The organism is Flavobacterium chungangensis (assembly GCF_042654045.1).
GTDB lineage: Bacteria > Bacteroidota > Bacteroidia > Flavobacteriales > Flavobacteriaceae > Flavobacterium > Flavobacterium chungangensis.
Map to the genome: position 1 here is coordinate 89,109 of NZ_JBHSFY010000006.1, position 22,078 is coordinate 111,186.

At 30.7% G+C, this 22,078-nt stretch carries 22 protein-coding genes; 1 reads left to right on the top strand and 21 read right to left on the bottom strand.

The genetic code is table 11. From position 1 onward, the window contains the following. Window positions 1-3: 3 nt before the first annotated feature. From ACFO3N_RS11320 to ACFO3N_RS11420, 21 genes are all read right to left on the bottom strand, one after another. Window positions 4-1,812, bottom strand: coding sequence for a type VI secretion system Vgr family protein (locus tag ACFO3N_RS11320; protein WP_379797796.1), 1,809 nt, complete (start codon window positions 1,810-1,812; stop codon window positions 4-6). Between the two features lie 38 nt (window positions 1,813-1,850). Next, complete coding sequence (gene tssD / locus ACFO3N_RS11325; RefSeq protein WP_379797798.1) at window positions 1,851-2,246, bottom strand: type VI secretion system tube protein TssD; 396 nt, start codon at window positions 2,244-2,246, stop codon at window positions 1,851-1,853. 151 nt (window positions 2,247-2,397) lie between these two features. Continuing rightward, window positions 2,398-2,784 carry a type VI secretion system tube protein TssD gene (tssD, locus tag ACFO3N_RS11330; RefSeq protein ID WP_012025247.1) on the bottom strand — a complete coding sequence of 129 codons (387 nt, stop codon included), beginning with the start codon at window positions 2,782-2,784 and terminating at the stop codon, window positions 2,398-2,400. A gap of 183 nt (window positions 2,785-2,967) precedes the next feature. Further along, a complete protein-coding gene (locus ACFO3N_RS11335; RefSeq protein ID WP_095930970.1) occupies window positions 2,968-3,399 on the bottom strand; it encodes a GPW/gp25 family protein in 432 nt (143 codons plus the stop codon). 11 nt (window positions 3,400-3,410) lie between these two features. After that, window positions 3,411-4,124, bottom strand: a complete 714-nt coding sequence (locus tag ACFO3N_RS11340) for a hypothetical protein (RefSeq protein WP_379797801.1) — start codon at window positions 4,122-4,124, stop codon at window positions 3,411-3,413. A 58-nt stretch (window positions 4,125-4,182) separates the two neighbouring features. Then, a complete protein-coding gene (locus ACFO3N_RS11345) occupies window positions 4,183-4,710 on the bottom strand; it encodes a hypothetical protein (protein WP_379797803.1) in 528 nt (175 codons plus the stop codon). Window positions 4,711-4,807: 97 nt separating this feature from the next. Beyond that, window positions 4,808-6,178 carry a DUF5458 family protein gene (locus ACFO3N_RS11350; RefSeq protein WP_095930973.1) on the bottom strand — a complete coding sequence of 457 codons (1,371 nt, stop codon included), beginning with the start codon at window positions 6,176-6,178 and terminating at the stop codon, window positions 4,808-4,810. Window positions 6,179-6,199: 21 nt separating this feature from the next. Continuing rightward, window positions 6,200-6,649 (bottom strand): hypothetical protein, encoded by a 450-nt coding sequence (locus ACFO3N_RS11355; RefSeq protein WP_095930974.1) that lies wholly within the window; start codon window positions 6,647-6,649, stop codon window positions 6,200-6,202. A 51-nt stretch (window positions 6,650-6,700) separates the two neighbouring features. Further along, window positions 6,701-7,213 carry a type VI secretion system TssO gene (gene tssO, locus ACFO3N_RS11360; RefSeq protein ID WP_095930975.1) on the bottom strand — a complete coding sequence of 171 codons (513 nt, stop codon included), beginning with the start codon at window positions 7,211-7,213 and terminating at the stop codon, window positions 6,701-6,703. Window positions 7,214-7,236: 23 nt separating this feature from the next. Beyond that, window positions 7,237-8,406 (bottom strand): hypothetical protein, encoded by a 1,170-nt coding sequence (locus tag ACFO3N_RS11365; RefSeq protein WP_250835489.1) that lies wholly within the window; start codon window positions 8,404-8,406, stop codon window positions 7,237-7,239. 210 nt (window positions 8,407-8,616) lie between these two features. Then, window positions 8,617-9,354, bottom strand: a complete 738-nt coding sequence (locus tag ACFO3N_RS11370) for a hypothetical protein (RefSeq protein ID WP_379797806.1) — start codon at window positions 9,352-9,354, stop codon at window positions 8,617-8,619. A gap of 93 nt (window positions 9,355-9,447) precedes the next feature. Beyond that, on the bottom strand, window positions 9,448-10,425 hold the full coding sequence (locus ACFO3N_RS11375) for a hypothetical protein (RefSeq protein WP_379797808.1): 978 nt from the start codon (window positions 10,423-10,425) through the stop codon (window positions 9,448-9,450). A 122-nt stretch (window positions 10,426-10,547) separates the two neighbouring features. After that, a complete protein-coding gene (locus ACFO3N_RS11380; RefSeq protein ID WP_379797810.1) occupies window positions 10,548-11,390 on the bottom strand; it encodes a hypothetical protein in 843 nt (280 codons plus the stop codon). A 179-nt stretch (window positions 11,391-11,569) separates the two neighbouring features. Next, the gene (locus tag ACFO3N_RS11385; RefSeq protein ID WP_379797812.1) at window positions 11,570-12,244 is read right to left on the bottom strand and encodes a hypothetical protein; all 675 of its coding nucleotides are present in this window, start codon (window positions 12,242-12,244) and stop codon (window positions 11,570-11,572) included. 143 nt (window positions 12,245-12,387) lie between these two features. Continuing rightward, entirely contained in the window at window positions 12,388-13,602 is a 1,215-nt protein-coding gene (locus ACFO3N_RS11390; protein ID WP_379797814.1) for an XAC2610-related protein, read from the bottom strand. Next, window positions 13,586-16,462 (bottom strand): peptidoglycan DD-metalloendopeptidase family protein, encoded by a 2,877-nt coding sequence (locus ACFO3N_RS11395; RefSeq protein WP_379797816.1) that lies wholly within the window; start codon window positions 16,460-16,462, stop codon window positions 13,586-13,588. Before ACFO3N_RS11395 ends, ACFO3N_RS11390 begins: the two co-directional genes overlap by 17 nt. Before the next feature lie 33 nt (window positions 16,463-16,495). Then, window positions 16,496-16,993 (bottom strand): DUF4280 domain-containing protein, encoded by a 498-nt coding sequence (locus ACFO3N_RS11400; protein ID WP_379797818.1) that lies wholly within the window; start codon window positions 16,991-16,993, stop codon window positions 16,496-16,498. Window positions 16,994-17,060: 67 nt separating this feature from the next. Then, on the bottom strand, window positions 17,061-18,119 hold the full coding sequence (locus ACFO3N_RS11405) for a LysM peptidoglycan-binding domain-containing protein (RefSeq protein WP_379797820.1): 1,059 nt from the start codon (window positions 18,117-18,119) through the stop codon (window positions 17,061-17,063). A gap of 16 nt (window positions 18,120-18,135) precedes the next feature. After that, window positions 18,136-19,104, bottom strand: coding sequence for a TssN family type VI secretion system protein (locus ACFO3N_RS11410; protein WP_379797822.1), 969 nt, complete (start codon window positions 19,102-19,104; stop codon window positions 18,136-18,138). Between the two features lie 2 nt (window positions 19,105-19,106). Beyond that, window positions 19,107-20,051, bottom strand: a complete 945-nt coding sequence (locus ACFO3N_RS11415; protein WP_379797824.1) for a type VI secretion system baseplate subunit TssG — start codon at window positions 20,049-20,051, stop codon at window positions 19,107-19,109. Continuing rightward, complete coding sequence (locus tag ACFO3N_RS11420) at window positions 20,035-20,676, bottom strand: C40 family peptidase (RefSeq protein WP_253251878.1); 642 nt, start codon at window positions 20,674-20,676, stop codon at window positions 20,035-20,037. The genes ACFO3N_RS11415 and ACFO3N_RS11420 overlap by 17 nt, the downstream gene beginning before the upstream one ends. A gap of 346 nt (window positions 20,677-21,022) precedes the next feature. On the opposite strand from ACFO3N_RS11420, the gene ACFO3N_RS11425 reads away from it, so the two are divergent. After that, window positions 21,023-22,075: a PKD domain-containing protein gene (locus tag ACFO3N_RS11425; RefSeq protein WP_379797826.1), complete on the top strand. Its 1,053-nt coding sequence runs from the start codon at window positions 21,023-21,025 to the stop codon at window positions 22,073-22,075. Window positions 22,076-22,078 lie beyond the last annotated feature (3 nt).

The window sequence follows — 22,078 nt, forward strand, 5'->3', positions numbered from 1 at the left end:
ACCTTAGTGTGATTTAGATTTTTCGGCACTATTAACCTGTATTTCTTTTTTAGAGTGTTTATTTATTCCGCCTTCACTACTATTATCAATTCCTTTAACTCCAATTTCCTGTCTCTCTTTTGCAGTATGTGACTCCAAATTACCTTCAATATTTTCCATGAAGTTTCCTGTAACTGATAACATATTGTCGCCACCAACTGTTGTATTAAGCATCATACCTACAACACTAGTTTTGTCAGCACCAGCACTTTCTGTAATATTCATTCCAGCACTTACACTAATATTCTGAGAAGCATTAAAATTGATGTTTTGTGCATTAAGATCAATCGTATTGTTTGCTGTAATACTAATATTACCACCAACAGTATCCATTACTATCTCGTTACCATTTTTATCGGCAATTATGATGCTTTCGTCTTCCGTAAATTTTATTACGTGTCCGCTTCTGGTATGAATTGCTTTTATATTATTCTGAGCATCAGCATAACCGCTTGAATCTTGTCCGTTATATTGCGCACCAATTACGTACGGATTTTGGACGTTATTGCCTTCAAAACCAATTAAAACTTCTTCTCCGATTTCGGGAACAAAATAAAATCCTTTTCCTGGTCCAGAATAAGGCTGTACCATTCTTATCCAATCTGTAACTGCTGTACCGCTTGCACCATAAAATTCTACTTGTACACGTCCTAATCCTTCTGGGTCATTATTGTCTTTTACCTTTGCTGGCTGTGTTTCTGCTTTACCGTATACAAAAACATCTGTATAATGTGGAGCCGATACATCGGCAGGGATTGCTTTAAATTCGCAAGAATAATTTCCGTGAACCTGAGAATGGTGTACAACTTCTATAGCAATTAGCTCATGTACTACAGTTTGGTTTACTATTGTAAAAACCTGTCCAAGACCAATTGGAAAATAAGAAATACCGCTGTAATATACACTGTTGGCATCACTACCCGCAGTTTGCAGTTTAATCATTTCCTCTAGTTCTTCTTTATTTGTAGCATTTGCAGTATAAGCACCATTATTTAAATCAGAATTTGCAACCGTTCCCTGATTATAACCAACAATAGCGGCAAAACTATCTTTACTTCCGGTGGAAGTCTTAGCGGCAGCATCACGAAAGGTTGCTACATTTTCATAATTATAACCAGTCAGTGAAATTTTATGCGAGCTCATATTAGCTTGTATCTTAAAACTATGCAATGAAGCCCCGTTAATTAACTTGGTCTGACTACTTTTTGTTTGTCCGAACTGCATACGCATTCCGTCAAAATAAAACCATTGCCCATAACGCTTAGCAACTCTTTTTAAGAACTCAAAGCTAGTTTCGTTATATTGCAAAAGGTTTCTAAATTCTTTAAGATAGGTTGATTTAATAGAATCTCTTTGATAAAATTCTCCAGGTCCTTCAGCAAAAATTCCCAGTACGATATCATCCATACTGCGATCTTTAAATGTTCTTGACTTTTTCATATCGTCAATTACAATACTGTGGCTTACGCCAGAAACGTGTAATCCAGCTGGACTTCCATCAAGATCAATAGAAGAAAGTTCCGTAATGATTCCTTTACTCATTAATCGAATTCCAGTAAGACTTTTAAAAGTAAAAATAACCTCATCACCAAGATAGGTTCTAAGCGCTTTTGCCTGATCTGCCGGATTAATTACTGCTCTACCTGTGTATTGCCAAACAAACGAAAAATGATGATGATCGGCCATTTTTTGAGATAGCTTTAAATCATAATAAACAACGTTTTGGGTAAAACCTCCTATAGTTATATGTACTTGTTCTGAAAAATGTGCCATAATAATGTGTCCTTGTTTTTTAATGAGCTTTTAAACAATTAATCTAACGCAATCCAATTATTTGAGAATTTAGTGTCTCCAAAAGTCAATTCTTTTGCCACTAATTCCATAGTAATTCTCATTGGGATTTCGGTAGTGCTTGTAAATTGCTCATCGTAACCAATACAAAATGCTTTAGTAAACGAAAGCTCTTTCATTTTACTTAATGCATCTCTTCTATAAAAAACAATTTTACCATCTTTGGTTAAATCTCCGTTTAACATCCAAGACAAAAAATGACTGTTCTGACTTGCTTCGATAATCATTTTTATTACTCCGCCTTTAGCGTTTCCTGTAGGTTTGCTTGTTGTGTCAATTTCTTGTTTGAAACCAATATTAAATTCAAGAACATTATATTCTTCGCCGTCTATATGTAATTTAGATAAAAAACTCATTTGTAGATTTGTTTAGATGATTAATTTAGGAAGTGCGAAAATCCAGGTAATCGGGAATTGAAAACCAGATATTCTAAAAAAGAAAACAAAAAAGGAAGTCCACTTATCGGACTTCCTTTTAGTTTAATTAAGATTGATAAAGTCCAAAGGATTATACCCAAGCATTATCAAATTCTCCTCCACCCATCGAAATTTTACGAGCAGAAATCATAAAAGTTTCAGTTAATGGATTTTCACTGTTATGATCAAAGTTTTCTTTGTACTTAACCATGTAAGCTTCTGTAAACTTTAGCTCTTTTAAAGTAGCATTTGAATCACGTTTGATGAATTTTACTGACCCGTCTTTTCTTTCGAAATTGTTAGTCATCCACTCAAACAATTCAGTACTTCCAGTTGATTCAACCTCGATCATGATTCTTCCTCCACGTGTTACTGTAGATGGACGCCCAGAAGCATCTGTTTCTTGAGCTAAATCATAACTAACGTTTAATACTTTGTAATCTTTTCCTGCTACTGTTAATGATGTTAAAAACGACATAATGAAAAATTTTTAATTATTAATTTATTTATTTATGCTGTAAATATATAAATAAAATCTTATTATAATAATTTATTTAATAAAACTTTCTTTACAATATATAATTATCAAATTATCAGATATTTAAAAACTAAAAAAACACACTTTTTTAGCTTATTGAAATAAAAATCGCACTAAAAAAAGCTATTTATAAGATAGCGGTCCAACAAAAAAGTACCCTCTAAAGTCAAAATCACGATTTGTACTTTTAATTGTTGCTTCAATTATTATATCGACTTTCTTTTTTGATCTGCTCACATCATCAACAAAATAGATCGTTTCAGATAATTCAACTTTAAGCTCGTTTACTTTTATTCTCTTTTCATGAAAAGCCAAAGACTGTTTCATTGTTTTTGAAATGATTTCTTTTAACGTATTTTCATTCATCAGCAAATCAAAGTCGATTTCCCAGATTTTTGAACCAAACGTTTCATCAAACTTGCACTCACCAAATGTGGTAGTAGCCAGTAAAATGATCTGTTGGGCGATAGAATGCTCAATCGAGGTTTTTTCTAACTCTTTTTTTTGCATTACGCTGTTAAAATCTATTGGAAGTTTGTAAAATGCTCCTTTCATAATTTTGCTTCTTAAATATAAATCAACTTATTAGCTTGGCCTTTTTTATCTGTTTCCATTTCTTTAGAAACTCGTCTGCGCTTAATGATATGCAGTTTAACCGATGGTGTTAGCTTTAGAAATTTTTCTCTATATAGTATATCGCCAATGAATCTTTGTCCTTTTTTCTCATCAACAACTACAAAATAGCTTATTCCCTTCTCTACTTTTAGCGTATTAATATCACCAGCAAAAAGCTGAATATTTTGTTCTCCTTTCTGAAAAGTATAAGTCAATTTATCTTGATCTAGCTTTCTGTATTTTGAAATTTCATAGATTTCCATTTCTTCTTTTAAAGGTTCGAAGGGGATATTTTCAAAAAGAAAATTATTAGGAGCTAAGAATTTTAAACCCAAAAAACTCCATAATCCTTTTTTCTTTGTTTGCTGTTTATAGAAAAAAGTATCGCGAGTAACTTTGTAGATTTCTTTTTCGTTTGTTTTATCATCTGTAACAATCATTTGATAAACAGGAATTTCAATTTCAGCAGGAATTTCGACATCTTTTAAATGTGTATTCAAATAAACGGATCCAACCTCTTGTTCTGAAATTGTGATATTGATACTATGCTTTTTTAAAGCAGAATCTGTTTTTACAATCACTTTTCCTTCTCCGCTTCCCGCATAGAAAACAGAACCGTCGTTATCTGTAAGTCCTAATGAAAGGTTCAATTCTGGAAATGGCATATCTTGATTTTTTATTAGAGATTATATTTAGGTTGCGTCAAATTATGTCAATCGAATTCTATTTTTTCTTTCTCACTTTATAAAGCTTTAAACAGTGTAGATAAAACCTTATATTTTGATTATCAGCTTCTGTGGGACTAAATTCATAGTCTTTTTTAAGTGTGAAAAATTTAATTGTATTGATACTATTTGACATTAATTTCTTGATGTCTCTTCGTGAAAGTTCAAGAGCTGCAGTTCCATCACAATTTACCTTGAAAGTATTTTTAAGAATATACATTTCTCCATTTTTAAAATAGAGTTCCAGTGGCTGCTCTTGTTTTACACAGACATTATCTGTAAAAATTTTAAAGTATAAATAAATGCTGCCTCTTCTTTTTCCTAACTGAAAAACAGCGTATTCATAGTCTTCGTTGTAAACACGAAGTAAAATTGGGGTCGCACTTGCAAATAACTTTCCTGAAAGCAATAAATCGTTTTGCGTAATAGGGCAACTTAAAGTATCAATTTGTTTTACTTTTTGTGCTTTAATCGAACTTGATATGAAAAACAAACCGACTAAAAGTAAAATTTTAAGTACGTTCATGAATTTGAATTATTTGGTTTGATCATTCAAAAGATCAATGTTTTGTTGAAAAAGGAAGCACAATTTTATGTGCTTCCTTTTTTTATTTACTGTACAATTATTTTTGCTCGTAATCTGTATCCCATTCTGTTCCGTCATCTCCTTTGTGTCCATCCATTTTAATAAGGAAGTTTTTAGCAGGGAAATAAGGTTTCATGTGGATATCCATATAAATTCTGTCTTTTTGAATTGGATCTTGTTCGAATCTGCGGATTTCAAAATTCTCGATCAATTTATCTGGACCTGTGATTCCGTCAAGGAAAGCCACAATCTGATTCATAATCTCTTTACGTGTTTTAGCAGTAAAGTTTTCGAAAGCACGACGATTAAGGAAATCCATTAATACTTTAGTTACATAATCAAAAACACGAACTACAGAATAAGTCTGTAAACCTAAGTTATCTCCGCTGAATAATGTTTTAGCAGAAAAAGCCATAACTTTTCCGTACTCGTTTACCATTGGAACCAAACCTAAGTTTTCAAGATTTGCGATTTCGCTTTTCTTAAGATCAAATTTTACTCCGTCTACTTCATTAATTCCTCCAAATTTCTTACCTGCAGTAACTTGAGACATTAATGTTTTGTAAATTTTTCCTGCTAATGCTGCAGAAGGCGCAACGTGTAAATCTTCGCTTTCTCCAATTTGATCAAATCTGCCACGTCCAACAAGCCAGTTACACGTCATGATTACGTTAGAACGGTAAACATCTCCTCCAGTTAAAGAAGCAGCATCAAACATTTCCATTACATCATCCGGTTCATCTAAGTGTTCGAAATCTGTAACCAGCATTACTTTATTTTCATGCGCGATTTTTGCCCATTTTTCAATCACTTTATTAGAACCTAAATATCCAGGAATTACTAAAATTCCGTAGTTATTTTTAAGGTCTAAACGATCATAATTATCCACTAATTCTGAGTGAATTGCATCGATAAAACGAGTGTTGTCAAGATCTTTTAACTGATCAAGTTCAGCATTTACAATCGTAACATTTTTTACTTTATCTGTTTCTGTATTTTTAAAGAATAAAGCTAAAGTTCTGTAAGCCGCTTCAATCTCTCTTGTATCTTCAACAGCTTTTGCAAGGTTTTTTTGTAACAAAGCTTCAGATTCTTTGCATTTGTCTTCACTTTGCGCTACCATGTCAGTCAAAGCTTCATTATTGCTTAAAACCGAAGTCCAAAGTTCTAATGTTTTCAAAAGCGTTTCTCTTTCTTTTGCTTTGTTTACTTCGCCTAAAAAGATTTTTCTTCTTGCTTTTCTCTCCGGATTAAGATTTTGAACTCCTTCAATCGACATTTCCAGTAAATCAAAACCACCGTATTTAGCTAGTTTTTCAACATTTTTTTCAATCGAAATTCCTTTTACTGCCTTAGGTTCTAATACCGCTGTATCAAGATCTCCTTTATATGCTTCTTTATTTGACATATCTAAAATATTTTAAGATTCTTATTTGTTCTCTTTTAACTCATTGATCAATGCTCCAAGACTTTCTAATAAAGCTTGTTTTGCTTCTCCATCTTCTAAAGCCGCTTTTAAAATCTTATTTGATTTTAACTGACGGATAATTTTTTGATATTGATCCTTTTCTGTCTCAAGATCAGATAAAAAACTACTTTGTGTAGTAATTCCTTTTATTCCAAAATCTCCTAAATTTTTAAAGTTTAAAGCTTCTACTTTAGTAGCTCCGTCAACAGTTTCAAAATTTACTTTTACTTCTGGCTTAAAGTGTTCGAATGCTTTTTCGATACTTGTAATTCCTTCTACCAATTCAGGTTTTACTGGAGCATCAACTGTTAACTTCTGAGCAACAAGTGTTCTGTTTTGAGGGATTGCAGTGATTGCTTCATCTGCATCTATTTTTACTTCGTTACCTCCAATTCCATAATTTGACAACATAATTTGAATTTTTTAAATGATTGGTTTATTATTTTTTACTCTTATTTCTGTTTATTGATTTTGATAAATCTGACGACATACATCTAAATCTCTGCTTACTTTTTCCAATTCTTCTTTGTATGTTTTGGCCGATTGGTTCAAACTGTCTATTAAGTGAGAATTGTGCGTAAGGCTTCTGATCTGCTTTTTGTAATCAATAATATTCTTGTAGGCCAGAATAACATTGTTGTATAATTTTTTATTCTCAGTCGTATCTTTTGGTACTTTCTGATAAATATTCGCAATCATAACATTTGCCAGACGCTGCTGAAAATCATTATCTACTTTTGGCGAATTAATCGAATCGATTGTCATTCTAATACTATCGATTTTAACCGAAAAGTTAGTTTGATAATCGTATTCTCTTTTCATCATTTCATTCTCTGCTTTCAGCATTTTATTTTCTGCTACTGGCATATAAAAGTTGAACGAAACAGCAAGCAGCATAACGCAAAAAGTTAGGATAAAGGCAATTAAAAAAGCGATAAAGGCTTTCTGGCGTTCTTGTTTATTTAATACTTCCATAATTTATATTACTATTTTACTTTTTAATCTTTGATAAAGAAACCGTGACGTTTTGGGTTATGAACGATATCTTTTTTATCTGTTTCTGCCACAAACAATTCGATGTTTTCTTTCTTCTTGCCTATGTAATCCAGTTTGTTTAATGTTTCAAACAACTTCTCTATTCTCGCCAAAGCATTCATTACCAATGAAGCTGTTTTATCAATATGCACGTGATCGTAACCTGCATTAATAAGAGTGGTAAACATAATCTCCAAATCTCCCTGTGAAATATCGCACCACTCAGCAAAATAATTCAACAACTCTTCTTTTCCAGCTCCCGATTTCGAGTCGATAAAATTCTTCATCACTCTCGCAAACGATACTACCGAGCCTAACATTGAAGCGGGATGCTGATGCAGTGAAAACCATCGAAATTGTGTTAGAGTACTTCCTAAATAATACCCAGTATTGTCTGCCAGCTGCATTACAGTCTGCGGTAAAACTCCTGCCTGTTGCCCTCTGTTTATTTTTTGAGAAATCTGAACAGCATAAATTTCAATCTGACCAAACGAACGGGCGATCTGTGCCTGCATGTCAACTAATTTTGGATGACAAGCCACTGTCACTGATGGCGGAATATAATCTTCATCTAAAACTGTAGTGTCTCCAATAAGCACTTTACCTATTGCCAAGTAAAAACCGCCATACCCAATTCCTGAGCGGAATTCTTCAGCTTTAATTAAATGCAATTTGTATTCTGGCTGTGTATACGGATATCTTGGCGGAACCTCATCTGGATCTGGCTCGCCAAAAGGAATTCTCTTTTTTGAATTAACCGATATACAGGCTAATAACACCAATTGTTCTCCGTCTTTTATTTCATAAGTGTCTTCTGGATACGGAACCTGAAGATCTAATGTATCGGTATTGCTTTTACTGATTTCGATTCTTGATCCGTTTGGCGTTATAGCGTGGCACTCTTCTACTCGAACACGAAGCAGTTTGTGATTGTCGATTCCTAAAGTAATTTTTGTAGTTTCTTTATTTTGGTTTCCAGAATCCAACAACCCATAACTTATTGGTGTGGTATGAATACCAATTGCATCGTTTACCAACTCAGAAACGTTGTCCTGAATAGATAAAAAATGACTCTTATTTATCTTCATCCCATCAATCCAGTTTACGGGAAAATGACTTAATTTTTCTATCATAATTCTATTAGTTTTTATTTTGAAATGAGAATTTTTAACTCCTCTTTTTTTTGGTTAGATTTTGATTATTACTGTTAGCTCTATTATTATAACAAGATTTTACGGGTTAAATAGATACAATTGTGCGCATTGAGCCTGATTTTCAACTTCCCTATTTGATTTATAATTTAGATTTAAAACTTCATTAATTGTTGTAATGTTTTTTTTATTCTAATTACAAAAATCAAATGCGATAAACTTATATGAGTTGTCTTTCCATTTTATCCATTTCGTAACATCTTTATATTCTTCCACATAATCACAGGACGTTTTAGAAACAGATTTAATCTTCATAGAATCTCCTTTTACTTGAAGTACTTCATAATAATATAGCTTCTCCTCTTTCGAACTATTTTTAACTTTTGGCGTCAGGTGAACAAAAGCTGTCTTTGCATATGCTTCCCATGAACTAAACTTATATTTAACTCTCTGTTTACTAATTAATCTTTTTTCTTTATTTATATAAATAATTAAAAAATTATTATCGCTTTCAGGTTGTTCTGCATCGAAGCAGAATATTCTATATTCAACATTTGGAATCAACTCCCTTGCAACAACACTTTTTGGTAGTTTTATATCAAAAGGTTCTTCTACATTGCTATTTAATTTTATACTTCCAAATACAGTTTTATCAAAATTTAAAATTTCGATATCCATATCGATTAATAATTGAACTACACCATCACCTCTTAATTTATCTTCAGTGTAAAATTTAATTCCACCGTATTCTGCAATCATTGTAGTTAATGTATCTATTAAACCATTATCTGTAAATTTTTCCTTATCATTATTCGAGATTGATTTGTTCGAATAATTTATTTTTTCTACACTTTTATCATTACTTTTTATTGGTTTTCCAGTACAAGAAATTAGCAGAGCTATTATTAAAAAATTAAACATTATTTTCATTACCATCTAAACTATAAGTATCATTAATTTTTCAAATTTTTATTAGTCGAGCCTTTTTTCAATATTTTAAAAAAGTTGTATAACAAATTTTAATTATTTAATAATTACAATTAAGCCATTTTCATCTATTTTAAATCGCTCTGTGTTTTTGATTTTTAAATCTTCACCGCTTTTTGATTTAGTATTTATCACAAAAACATAATCTTGATCTATTTCAAATTCTGTTATTTCAGATATTGTATTTGGTTCATCAATATCTTTAGCAAAACCAATATCTTGCTTTGTAATAATTTTATCATTTTTTATGGTTACTAACGTATAGGTAAAATCATCAAAATTGAAATTTGCTAAAATAAAAACCTTAACATCTTTTATGTCTGGTAATCTTAAATAATCTTTATTGTCTAAATTGGCTATATTACAATCTAGTTGATTCCATACATTATTACCATTAATAATTTTATTTGTTATAGGTAAATTTGTAATCTTAGTCTTTGAATAACAATCATCTTGATAATTGCCATTTTGCCTTTTAAAAAACACCAGATAATCATCAAATGTTATAATAATTGTATTATCAGCAATAATTAATTCGTCCCAAGGAATTTCACAAGCCTTTTCAGGATATAATGATTGATAAACCGTAATTTCATTGCCAAACTTTATTTTGTTTTTTACAAATATATCCTCATACAGTTTAGCCGTTTTAGTACTTTCATAATATTCTGTTAGGCTTTTATTACTTTTATAATAATCATAAATACATAATTCTCCTATTTTTACTTTCTTTTCATCAATTTCTATTTTAACATTTTTAAATTGACTTACAATTTCATCTTTCGTCATTTTAGATGTTCCTGAGATAGAATTTTCAGAAATTTTATAAAATGACCAATAATTCCCTGCTAAACTTTTATCATTTAACTCTTTGTCTTGACTTGATTCTAATTTAGAAGCTATTTGTATTGAATCTTCTTTTAAGTCTTTTCCTAGACTGGCATTGATTTTTGAATCTCCTTTACAGTTTACAAACAATAAAGTCAAAATTGCAAAACTTAATATTTTTTTCATTTTATTTAATTTATAAATTCCCTCAGCTAACAAAAGAAAAAATCTTTTGCTAGCTGGGGCTTTTCTTTTCAATATGTCAAGGAGCTTTCTTTACTTTAAAATCGTATTATTTATTTATTTTTTTAAGGATATGATTGTGAAATAAATCTCCCTTTATCAAATTTCTTTATCATATCTACTGGACCTTCAGGAGAAAAATTCCAATCACCGTTTCTTAATTCATTAATATAATATCCATCTTGAATTATACTTTTGCCATATTCGAATAAATACCTTTTCTCAACCCAGTAACCATTTTTTAAATGATTATTTGTTTTTCCTTTCAATAGATATTTAAAAATTTCTTTTTGACCGAAAATTTCCCTTTCACCCCATTTTTCATCAACTGACTGATTGTCAAAATAATCTAAAAACATACCATCTTTTAACTGAAAAAATAAGTTTTCGACTGTATTAGGACTTTTAAAACTAATATAAAGTTTGTCTGCTTTTATTTCACTAATTCTCAAATATTTTACTTCAGAGTTTAATTCTTCATAAACTATCATACTATTATATTCGACATTCAAACTTTCATTAACCAATAAAACACACTGAAAATCAGCATCTTCATAATCTATTTTTATAAAATATGATTTAATTTTAGTCGCATTAATTTCAAAAAATTTATAATCATAAAATTGCAATAGAGTATCATTACTTGAAACAAAAATATCGAACATATAGGGTCTCTCGATTTGTCTCTCTAAGGAATTTTTCAATATGCTTTTTAATTCCTTAATCTTATTCAATTCCTTAATCTTTTTACCAATGGCACTTTTATCTATCGAGTCTATTGAATAATTTTCTTGAGTTAACTTTTCAACTTTTACATCATTATTTGATGAATCTTTTGACTCAATATTGGTTTCGGATTTGCAATTTTGAAATTGAATAAAAAAAACCAAGTATAATAAGTATTTCATTTTAAATTTCTTTTAGTGTTGGCGAATATCCTTGTATATGTAGATGGTCGTTGTGATCATTGTCTTTGTCATTAGTACATTTATTATTCTAATGTTTTCTTTTCTTTACCAAGATCTATTAAAAAACTTCATTTAGGTTTAGCTTTTATGTAATAAGATATTTTAGGTATTATCACATTTTATAAATTCAGTTTTTTTTCAATATAAACATATTCTAAATCACTTTTTAAGTCAGGGCTAACTGTTGAATATTTAGCTATTTTATCTTTTTTAAACTTAAATACTAATGTTCCGTTACTAAAAAAAATACTTAAAAAATCTTTTATCTGAGTTATTTCTGAATTTGATCTAGGTTCTTTAATGTAAAATTTATCAACTAAATCCTTTTTATTTAATATTATTACATAATACCAATTTGTACCAATATCTGCTAAAGCTTCAATGATAATTATTTCTATATCTTTATTCTTGCTAGATTCATAAGAATACATAGAAAAACCAGGCCCTTCATAATTTGTTTCAGATAAATCAACATCGGTAATTCCAAATTCTTTTTTTGTTAGCATAAAGCTATTATCTGTCTTATAGGTTAGTCTCGTATCAAAACATATATAAGAATTTTCAGAAGTATCTTCTTTAAAAGAATGAATGATGTCAAATGAAATCTCTTTTTTTACATAAATACTATCTTTTTTTTCAGCGATTGAAGAGACCTTTGTAGAATCATCCCGTTTAATAATTACTTCATTTTCTTTTGAGTAAGATTGGTTCTCCTGCTTACAACCATTTACTATTATTCCAAAAAGTATAAATGATTTTAAAAAAGTTTTATACATGCAATTTTTCATTTTCATATTTTTTCATTTAATTCCCTCAGCTAACAAAAGCATTGCGCTTTTGCTAGCTAGGGCTTTTCTTTTCAATATATCAAAGAGCTTTATATCTATTTTTTGAATAAAATAATTTTTGAATCTAAACTAAAAATATTTACCAAATCTTATTTAATATTTTCTAAATGCGAATAGGTATTTTTCCATTTCCCGTTTGATTGAATCTGAAACTTAGATGTTTGAAACTGGCAACACCCCGAAGGATAAATTATTGTTAATATTTTTTTACCTTTATTAATTTCAGATGGAAAAAATCTAACATTTTCTGTTAGATATGAATCCAATACAAATTGCTTATTTGCTTTTTGAACATAATAAGCATATTGAGGTCCTCCATTACTTCCCTGATAATTTATTATTGCAAAATCTTCTAACCCATCAAAATTTACATCTAAAGCTATCAACATATGACCGCCTTCTATTTCTTGATAACTTTTTATAATTGATTGTTCTTTACCAAAATATGATATACTATTTGCTGAGCTTCCATCAAATTGTGTTACTAATAATTTAGGAGTGAAATCTATTACCTGAATTTTATTTGTTTCCTTGTTTTTAAGGTTTATTTTAACTTTTTGTATTTCGTTTCCATCTTCATTTTCAATTTTAGATATTGAGAACTCAAAAATAAAGTTTCTTAATAAAGTTATATTTTCTGTTTCACTAATATTCTTGTTATCATTTAATCTCAAATCTTTTTTTAAAGAAAATAATTCTGGAAACTGTTTGCTGAAAAAATCACGTTTTCCAATTAATGGTGCATTTGTTTGTGTTTTTTTTAGAAATTTCCATTTATTCTCTAATGCATCATATAGATAAAAATATAACTCTGTATTATTTTTAAAAAACATTGCCTCTTCTGATACTCCATTTGATATATCCAAATATTTTTTAGGTATATAAACTGCAAAAATGTTATATGAACTCAAATCTTTATTGATTATTTTTTCAATTGTTGAACTTTGTGTCGCTTCATTTGAGCTCGAACCCTGAAGATAGCTTGACCAGTATTTATGTAAAGAAATGTTTTTTGGCACATAACTTATAGCAAACCACTGTATCTCTTTATTTTCATAATTATAATAATAGCGATATGGATGTTCTGATATATCTTCATCTCCAAAGGAAATCTTATAACCATTGAAATATTTTTGGTCAAAAAAATCAACAGGCGGCTGTTCTTTTATATTTTTAGTTTGTTCTTTATCCTCATTTAAAACCTGATTTTTCTTATTTGAAACTTGCCCATTACATGAAATAATCAATAAAAAGATTAGAATTACTTCTATAATTTGTTTTAGTTTACTATATTTTCTCACCATCAATATCAAATTTAGTTTTCATATAATCCTCAGGATTTACTCTTGAAGAAGCAACATTTTTAAAAGTAGCAGTCCCAGCAACATAGCTGGTTGAAGCCTCGATATGAATATGATAATTTTCTGGAGAAATACCATGTATCAATTTTCCATTTTCATACACTGAACCAGCATTACCTGTAGAGCCCGAAATCCCTATTACATCGTTATGCTTAACTTTATCATTCTTAGCTACTTTTACAGAGTCTAGATGACAATACATTATATAAACTACTTCATCATTTTTATCTTTCGATTTTACAACAACTAAATTACCTAGACTAGTTGAGTTGTATTCATTTGTAGCAAATGAGGTCACTGTAAAGACTACTTCACCACAAAGTAAAGAATGAACATCAACTTTATTATCTCCAGTATAAATATCGACACCTCTATGTGGGTTTTTCCTTCCTCCTGCTGAGTTAAATCTATTGTTTTTCTTTCCTCCATTATCAGTACTTATTTGAGGATTTGGAACTACATCAGCATACTGAGTACATTTTTCTTCAGTACAATCGCCTAAATCACAACTACATTTAATATCAAAATCTTTCAAAAACCCTTGTTTGATATGTAGATTACTTTTTCCTGCCAATTCATCTTTTAAAAACTCTTCATAATAATCCAATGTCTCTTGCATTTTTGCAGTGGGTTGTCCAGCTGTTGCTCCAGGAAGACTCACCCATATTCCGCTTGATTTTGAAATTGCTTCCTTAATATCTTTTTTTTGAAGAGCATTTATTACTTTGGCATCATCTTTTAATATAGCAACACACAACTTATCTTGTGCCTCTTTAGAAAATCCTTTTGCATCGTATTTTTTAGCTTTATCATACTTTTCAATATATTCTTCAGGGAGTTTTTTTTGAAAATATCCATCCTTAAATACTAATGTATATCCATTTAGGTTATCATATTTCCAACTCATAATTTGATAAGCACCAGCAGCTGATGATCTTATCGTATTTGTACTATTGCTGTTTATTACTCGTGGATGATCATCTGATAAAGTAAAGTTATTTCCAGCCCCACTAAACCAAGTTGTATATCCTAATTCGGGGTCTCTTGCTTGTTTAGTTCCTTTTATATATTCTCCTGTTCCTTCTGCAATGCGTATTACCCTCATGAATGCTCTTATTCTTGCTTCACACTCACACTTTTTCCCAATTATAAAATAAGCCCCATCTCTTTTCAAAAATTCTTTTTCGTGTTTAACAGTCTCACCTTGACATTCGGCTTTTAACCAAAGGCTTTCGGCTTGTGTTTTATAGGTATCAAAACTAATTGTGGCACCACTGCTGTAGGTTTCGCTTTTTAACGCTTTTTCAACATCATCTGCAAAAGCCGTTTTTCCGGTTGCTATCTTTGCATTGCCTTGTTTTCCTTCTTTTGCATTGTTTAGTATTATTACTGCAAATTGTTTTTTATTGCTATCTGTAATTACGGTTTCGTTTTTAAATGTATAGCGGTAAGCTTCTTCTTTTTTTCCTTTAAGCAGTTTTTCTTTCCATTCTTTTAAATCTTCATCTGCTTTTGGGCGAAGCTTTATTTTTACTTTTGCTATGCCTTTTTCAACCGTTGCTTTTAGTGTTGCAAGTTCTGCTCCATCTTCTTTGGCTTCCAAAACAGGTACGTTTGCATCTGCATCTATCAGAATGGTCTCTTTTTCTTTTATTGTAATAGATACTTCTTTGCCGTCCAATAAAAATGTTTTTGCTACGACATATACTTCCTCTTCCAAAGGAGCACTGTTTATTTTTATATAATTTGCTCCTAACTTGTACAAATTAAAAGAAATAGAAGCCCCCTTTTCATAAGTCCTCTCTGTAAGCGCATTTTTAATATCATCAAGTTTAGCATATTTTTTATCTGCTTTTACTTGTGGGTCTACATTTTTCTTAATAATGGCAGCAATCTTGTCTTTGTCAATATTGGCATTTCTATTTTTAAATTTATATTCGAATTGGTCAGCAACCTCTGCTGTTTCCAACGAAAATTCTTCTTTAGCAAAATATGCCGTAATAATACCTTCTGTTTTTATTTCTTCCTCTTTAGGAGTGTTATCAATAGTAAAAGGAGTTGTATTTGTTGGTGGCTCAAATACAGGTATTTGTATTAAACTTTTATTTTTTATAGTAAAAGATATTATTTTGTCATTCCCACTTGCATTTTTAAGATATTCTCCTTTACTGTCGAGTACTTTTATGTGAAATTTTTCTAAATCGCTAGGCAAACCTTGAACTCCCCTATAACAAGCCATAGTTTTAAACTTAGTCTTAAGAGCTCCATCTATGCATTTTTCTTTTGCTTTTTCTATACGTGTTATTTTTTTTTCACTGTATAACTCCAATGTTAGTGTCTCCCCATTAACTCCTTCCGCTTCTAATGAGATAAATAGGTCATGTCCATAATTTATTTCACTATTATCTGCTGTATTTTCTTTTTTACTCCAAGAAGAAGAAGTTATTTTTTTTTCACATTTACTAAATACATATAATCCCGTATTTCTTTCATCATGTCTACCATATAAACCAACTTCTAAGTAGAAGGCATATAAGCCACATAATTTTCTAGGAATAGTAACACCATAAGGCACTCCTGCAGGTTTCATTGTTTGGTTAAAAATTTTTCTCTTTTTCTGATCCATCCATAACCATGAGACATTTCTTCTTTTTTCTTCTTCCGTGGTTTCACTATACCATTCACCAACGAGAAACGAAGCCTCTTGATTTGGGTTTATACAAATTACTTCACCAGCGTTATAATAATTGTCAAGTTCATAGCTGTTTGATAACCTCTTTATTTTTTTTACTCCCTTTGCCATTTTTATACTTTTAGAAAATAATGAAACTATTTCTTAACTATATATTATTCCTTCGTCTGTATGCTCAATTGCGAATAGCTCCTTTACATCAACCATTGGATTTATTTGCTTTAAAACTTCAGATTTAGCATTCTTCAAATTCTGTCTGTTCAATTCTGCTTTTTGGCCGTGTTTATCCACTTCTATACAGTCAGCTCCACCAATAGGACAAGTTCCTTTACTGTCTTCCAATAAAATTTTTCCTTTGTTAGATAATGTAACTTTTTCATAGAAACCACTCCATTTAGTAATTACTGCTTGACATGGCAAGTAATCTCCGCTTCCGTTAGGTTGCATTTTACATTTTCCAAAAGTATTTTTCTCAAGTGTCTGACCAATTTCTTTATCGGTTGCTATGAGTTTGCTTTCAGCACCTTTATCATTAGCATAATGCCTACTATGTGTTTTAACCTTAAGCGTATCCAATTTAGGCTCTACGCTAAACTTACATTTTAAAGTTGCTCCTTGTACTACTACATGTTTTTCACTCATAACTTTACTTCATTTAATGTCAAAACAATCCTTGATATTCCTTGATTTTAAACTTTTATCTTCCTTATTATTCTAAAAGCTCAATCTTAATAGTATTTTTTATATACTTATCTGATAAAATATTGCATTCTACATTCATTTTCTCAATTGTATAAGTTTCCGAATTCAAGAAGTAAATAGCGCTATAATTCACTTTTGAAGGAGTATATCCATATAAAAAACCTAAACCCGAATCCATATAAGAACCTTTTTGACCTATTTTAATAAAACCATCATCATCTAAAAGAGGAGTGATTTTTTGCATAACTTCAAAAATAGCTTCTACTTCTTCCTCTAAAGGGAAAGAAACTTCATTTTTAAATGAATAATCTGCTGTATAACCAACATAAATTCCATTAAAAAATGTCCTGAAAAAAAAATCTGAACGAAGCGATCTTAATAAAGTATCTGAATTTGTTAAGGTTTTTTCCGTATGATCAATATAAGCTTCCGTTAATTCGCCTTCGTAATAATCCAGAATTTCATTTTTTAAATTTTCCCACCGACTTTCAATTTCATCATAATTATAAATATCAACCCATTTACCAAATTTGTCTACCACAATTTTTAGAGGATAAAGCATTTCTGCGTTTTTTGCTCCAAGTTTCTCAATCAAAGAACTAGGAGGCAAACCATTGATATGAACAATTTTACTTCTGTTAATTTCAAAAAGATGGTATCGATTTTTATCTGTAGCAAGCCATTTTACATTTATTGCCATTTCTGTGACATCAACATGGTCTCCAACCTCAAATGTATATTTTACCTTGTATCTTTCATTTATTCTTTCTGGCAAAAAGGGTAGACCATAATCATTTCCTAAACTTACTTTTTGTCCCTTTTTCTCTTCTTTTTCTTTTCTTTCTTCAATATATTTTTCCGGAGCCAGAATCAAAAACTGAGAATAACTTTTAAAATCAGCTTCTATTAAATCTTGAATCTCACAATACATATTATGATACCACCTAAGCTCATCGGCCTCAACGCCAAGATCTTTGGCTACGCTTGCAAGTGTATCTCCTTTTTTGATCTTGTAAGTACGGAACTTGTCGTATGTTGACTCTTCAGGTTTATCTATATGATACATATTGTCTCAAAAAATGTTAAACTTCAAGCTCTTTTTCTTTATTTTCCATCTTAGGTTCAAACATAAAGTCTTTGCCTTTTTCTTCTTTTTTTGTTTGAGTAATTTCTTTTACTCTTTGTCTTTTACAAATAATGACTGAATTTTCAGTGATGCCGTTCATCCCTAAAGTATATTTTGCATCCACATATTTTGCTGTCTGATACCATTTAGGTTGCAAAAAGAAAACCCAATTGTAATTTTCTCCATTATGCTTTAAATCAATTTTACTTTCCGCATTATGCTCATTATATCCTGAAACGGTATGATAAAATAGAGCGCCAAAATCAATTCTAACCGGACCTTTTGATCTAATTGAGGTATATTTTGTATCGCTTTCTTTTTTCTGAATCAATAATGTTATCAGTAATAAATCCTTCATTTGAACGTTTTCTATCTCAGGAAAAGGATTTTTTCTTTCGGGTATTCTCCAAGTAACATACTCTTTAGGAGGTATCTGCATCATATAATTAAATACAGCATAAACTCCTGTTGGAACGATAAATACCAAGAAGTGAGAACACATTAAAAAAGTCAAGGCAATGCCGTTTAATGCCGTGTAGATAATGACAAATAATACGCTTGAGTAAAGTGTTATTAGTAAAGAAAACAACAATTCTATACCGACAGATCCTTTTTTATTGAATTCGTTAAAGTACCATCTGTACAGGTAAACATTAAGGATTCCGAACAAAAGTGATGCTATTTGATAAAATCGAAATTCGTCTGATAACTCTGTGAATAATTTGTTATAGCCCAAAAAACCAACAAGGGCATATATCAATACAAATGAGAAAACATAGATGTAAAATTTTCTTTTATACTGTACTACAAATTCTTTTATTTTATCGCTGAATACCATCGTAAGTATAAAACTCACCGCTATAATCGCTACTAAAAATACAATAAGCCTAATATCAATAAGGGCTAATAAATGTTTTTTTACCATTACTAAATTCGTGTTGTGTACCCTAACACAGGTTCTTTACTAAAATTAAACTCTTCGGTTTCTTCATTAATCAATAAAACTGTTTTTACTTCTACTTCCATCGGAAAGAAATGTTCGCAAAAACAATCTATAAATATTTTTATCTCGCCGTTTTTAAGATAATGCTGATACGGTTTATTCGCTATCGGGCCTATTTTTATGGTTAAATTCATCGAATAATCCATGTAATTTTTCCCGGTAATAAAATCAACTCCTAATCTATTTTCACCTAACTTAATCTGCTCTCCTTCTTCACTATATTCTTTCGAAGTAGTCGTTGTATAAGTTACTTTTTCTTCAATAATACTAGACAAACAATGACAAGCCAAGTCTATATCTCCCACTATTTTATACGCATAGGGTAAAAGCTGAATAAACTTTGAAACTAAAATTTCTGGATAAATGTGCGACAATCCCCAAAAATCATAGAAAAACTCCAATGGCTTACTTCCATTCAGCTGATACAGAAAATTCCTTTCAACACTTTCAATTTTAGTTCGATAATGAAAAATCTCATTTTCAAAAGGAGTAAAAAAAACACGAGCTTCTGCTTCTTGCTTTTTCTGGTGTTTATGCTCCTTAATCATCTGTTTTACAGATTTATCCGCATTATTTTCAGTCAAACTATGAACAAAACCCTCAGGTAATGCATCATACATACTATCTCGCGACAGCCTAATATTAAGATATTCCTGTTTGTCGTAATTATCGTCCTGAATTCCTGCTCCTAGAATATCACTTCTGTATGCTCGTGAAAACTGTCCATGGTTCGAAATCGTGATTTCGTCTTGTGCCACGGCTTTATTTTCAAGAAGTTCATTAGCAACAACTTCTGCCCTTATATCATAGGAAATACTCTCTATTTCGTATGCAAGCTCCTCAAGACTTTTTTTACTTTTTCTTTCCATCTTCGTTGATTCGTCCTGCGCCTATATATCGTAACTGAAAGTATTCATCATTGAAATTATATATTGCCAAACCTTTGTCTGTACAAGCCAGAATTCGGTCATTATGCAAATACAAGCCAACATCAGATATTGGATGATCTTTATCATATCTAAAGAAAACCAGATCGCCTTCGGCAAGAAAACTCCTCCCCGTAAAAATCTGGATCGATTTAGATTTCCACATTCCAGCAGGATCTTTAGGAAGAGTAACCTTGTAAACATCACTGTATAAAGACTGTAGAAAATAAGAGCAATCGATTCCTTTTTTAGAAAAGCTTTTCTCTTTATACGGCGTGTTCAACCAAGGATCTATGTAGGAGTATAATTTGTAATTGGTGATTTTATTTGGCATTACAGCCAGAATAATAGAGTATTTCTCTTTGAGAGCCAATACTTCGTCGCTTAAATTCTCGGAGTTATCATTTACGACTGTTTTATTCTTTAAACCTGTTTCGGTCATTTGAGACTGTTTTTTTAACAGCTCCAGAGAATAATCATATTTGAAGGGAATTTGGGAAATATATTTTTGAGCATGGCATTCTGTAAATAAATGCATCATAAGAATCATTATAACAATTTGCCTCATAAAAAATAATATTAATACGCTCTTTTTAGATAATTAAAAAATAATTGACTTCCCAAAATGGGTCTTTTTTTAAAATTTCAGCAACATTACAAACAAACTTATCGCTCATTTTTCCTTTTTCAACCTTGAGAAAATTCTCATTTTTGGACGTAACTCGTTTATTATGAATTTATTTACATTTTGGAACGAGGTGGTTACAAACCTAACAAAATATTTTGTAAGAATACAAATCTTTTTTGTAAAATTTATAGTATAAAATATAAGTTTTTTAAAATAATAAAAACTACATTTGCTTCCGTTTTTTGTTAAAATTATCTTACATAGTAAAATATTCCAAAATTTCAAAATGAATCAAAAAAATATCGATATTAGGATTGTGTTTTTTTTCACCATCCTGCTATTAGCTGGAATCATTGCCTTTATAGTTCAATTTTTTAATCATGTCGATTGTGAAGACGCAAAATTTTATATCTTTTCAGACCAATCGCAATCAGAAGAATCGATAGAATTTTATGATAAAACTCCTAATGCAAAATCATGGGTTTGGGACTTTGGAGACGGATCAGAAAAAGATGTCAGAAAGCATACTTTTCATATTTACAAAAACCCAGGAAAATACTATGTAACACTAACCATAAACGGTGGTTGCACCCATACAAAAGAGCTGGTTATAAAAGACAAATTTGCTGCCGATAAAATAGGCACGCCAAAGATTATTGCACCTAGAACTATCACCGTTGGACAGCCTGCTTATTTTAAGTCAATTTCTGAAGATGCCAAGACTTGGGAATGGGCATTTGGTGAAAATAAAGGCATCGATGAGACTTCTTCAAACCCAGTCTACAACTTCATTACTCCTGGTGAAAAAACAATTACGCTGGTCATAAATGGCGATTTTAGCCGTGTCGCAAAAAAGATAATTTATGTGCATCCAAGAGTTATAAAAAAGACCAATCCGTTGGATGTTAGTTCGTATGAATTTGAGAAAAAAGCAGAAGCTTTTGCGCTTCCTCGCGGTTCTGTAAAAAAAGATCCTCTGGAAGAAATGTTGCAGTACGTACCCGTTGCTCCTAAAGCAAAAACAATAAAAGACAGTACTGCCACAGTCAAAAAAGCACCTAAAATGTCTGAAGATCAGTTTGAGATTTTATTTAAAAAAGTGGCTGAAGGCAGTAAAGTAAAAGATGATTTTGCCGAATTTTTATGTGATGATCTTGATATTCCAGTTGTAAAAAATGACGCAGATTTATTGACTTTTGCGCAATTATGCGCCTCTGTTAAAGGGAAGAAGATTAAAATCGAATCAATACGCTTAAACAAAGACAAACAAACTAACTGCATTAAAGGACTAAATATCAGCTACAAAGTAAAAAAGTATTTGATATGGTCTAAAGATTAAATT

What these genes read in the sequence shown, in the direction of transcription:
- ACFO3N_RS11320 (WP_379797796.1), bottom strand. Translation starts at nt 1,812, where the DNA reads ATGGCACATTTTTCAGAACAAGTACATATAACTATAGGAGGTTTTACC.
- tssD (WP_379797798.1), bottom strand. Translation starts at nt 2,246, where the DNA reads ATGAGTTTTTTATCTAAATTACATATAGACGGCGAAGAATATAATGTT.
- tssD (WP_012025247.1), bottom strand. Translation starts at nt 2,784, where the DNA reads ATGTCGTTTTTAACATCATTAACAGTAGCAGGAAAAGATTACAAAGTA.
- ACFO3N_RS11335 (WP_095930970.1), bottom strand. Translation starts at nt 3,399, where the DNA reads ATGAAAGGAGCATTTTACAAACTTCCAATAGATTTTAACAGCGTAATG.
- ACFO3N_RS11340 (WP_379797801.1), bottom strand. Translation starts at nt 4,124, where the DNA reads ATGCCATTTCCAGAATTGAACCTTTCATTAGGACTTACAGATAACGAC.
- ACFO3N_RS11345 (WP_379797803.1), bottom strand. Translation starts at nt 4,710, where the DNA reads ATGAACGTACTTAAAATTTTACTTTTAGTCGGTTTGTTTTTCATATCA.
- ACFO3N_RS11350 (WP_095930973.1), bottom strand. Translation starts at nt 6,178, where the DNA reads ATGTCAAATAAAGAAGCATATAAAGGAGATCTTGATACAGCGGTATTA.
- ACFO3N_RS11355 (WP_095930974.1), bottom strand. Translation starts at nt 6,649, where the DNA reads ATGTTGTCAAATTATGGAATTGGAGGTAACGAAGTAAAAATAGATGCA.
- tssO (WP_095930975.1), bottom strand. Translation starts at nt 7,213, where the DNA reads ATGGAAGTATTAAATAAACAAGAACGCCAGAAAGCCTTTATCGCTTTT.
- ACFO3N_RS11365 (WP_250835489.1), bottom strand. Translation starts at nt 8,406, where the DNA reads ATGATAGAAAAATTAAGTCATTTTCCCGTAAACTGGATTGATGGGATG.
- ACFO3N_RS11370 (WP_379797806.1), bottom strand. Translation starts at nt 9,354, where the DNA reads ATGAAAATAATGTTTAATTTTTTAATAATAGCTCTGCTAATTTCTTGT.
- ACFO3N_RS11375 (WP_379797808.1), bottom strand. Translation starts at nt 10,425, where the DNA reads ATGAAAAAAATATTAAGTTTTGCAATTTTGACTTTATTGTTTGTAAAC.
- ACFO3N_RS11380 (WP_379797810.1), bottom strand. Translation starts at nt 11,390, where the DNA reads ATGAAATACTTATTATACTTGGTTTTTTTTATTCAATTTCAAAATTGC.
- ACFO3N_RS11385 (WP_379797812.1), bottom strand. Translation starts at nt 12,244, where the DNA reads ATGAAAATGAAAAATTGCATGTATAAAACTTTTTTAAAATCATTTATA.
- ACFO3N_RS11390 (WP_379797814.1), bottom strand. Translation starts at nt 13,602, where the DNA reads ATGGTGAGAAAATATAGTAAACTAAAACAAATTATAGAAGTAATTCTA.
- ACFO3N_RS11395 (WP_379797816.1), bottom strand. Translation starts at nt 16,462, where the DNA reads ATGGCAAAGGGAGTAAAAAAAATAAAGAGGTTATCAAACAGCTATGAA.
- ACFO3N_RS11400 (WP_379797818.1), bottom strand. Translation starts at nt 16,993, where the DNA reads ATGAGTGAAAAACATGTAGTAGTACAAGGAGCAACTTTAAAATGTAAG.
- ACFO3N_RS11405 (WP_379797820.1), bottom strand. Translation starts at nt 18,119, where the DNA reads ATGTATCATATAGATAAACCTGAAGAGTCAACATACGACAAGTTCCGT.
- ACFO3N_RS11410 (WP_379797822.1), bottom strand. Translation starts at nt 19,104, where the DNA reads ATGGTAAAAAAACATTTATTAGCCCTTATTGATATTAGGCTTATTGTA.
- ACFO3N_RS11415 (WP_379797824.1), bottom strand. Translation starts at nt 20,051, where the DNA reads ATGGAAAGAAAAAGTAAAAAAAGTCTTGAGGAGCTTGCATACGAAATA.
- ACFO3N_RS11420 (WP_253251878.1), bottom strand. Translation starts at nt 20,676, where the DNA reads ATGAGGCAAATTGTTATAATGATTCTTATGATGCATTTATTTACAGAA.
- ACFO3N_RS11425 (WP_379797826.1), top strand. Translation starts at nt 21,023, where the DNA reads ATGAATCAAAAAAATATCGATATTAGGATTGTGTTTTTTTTCACCATC.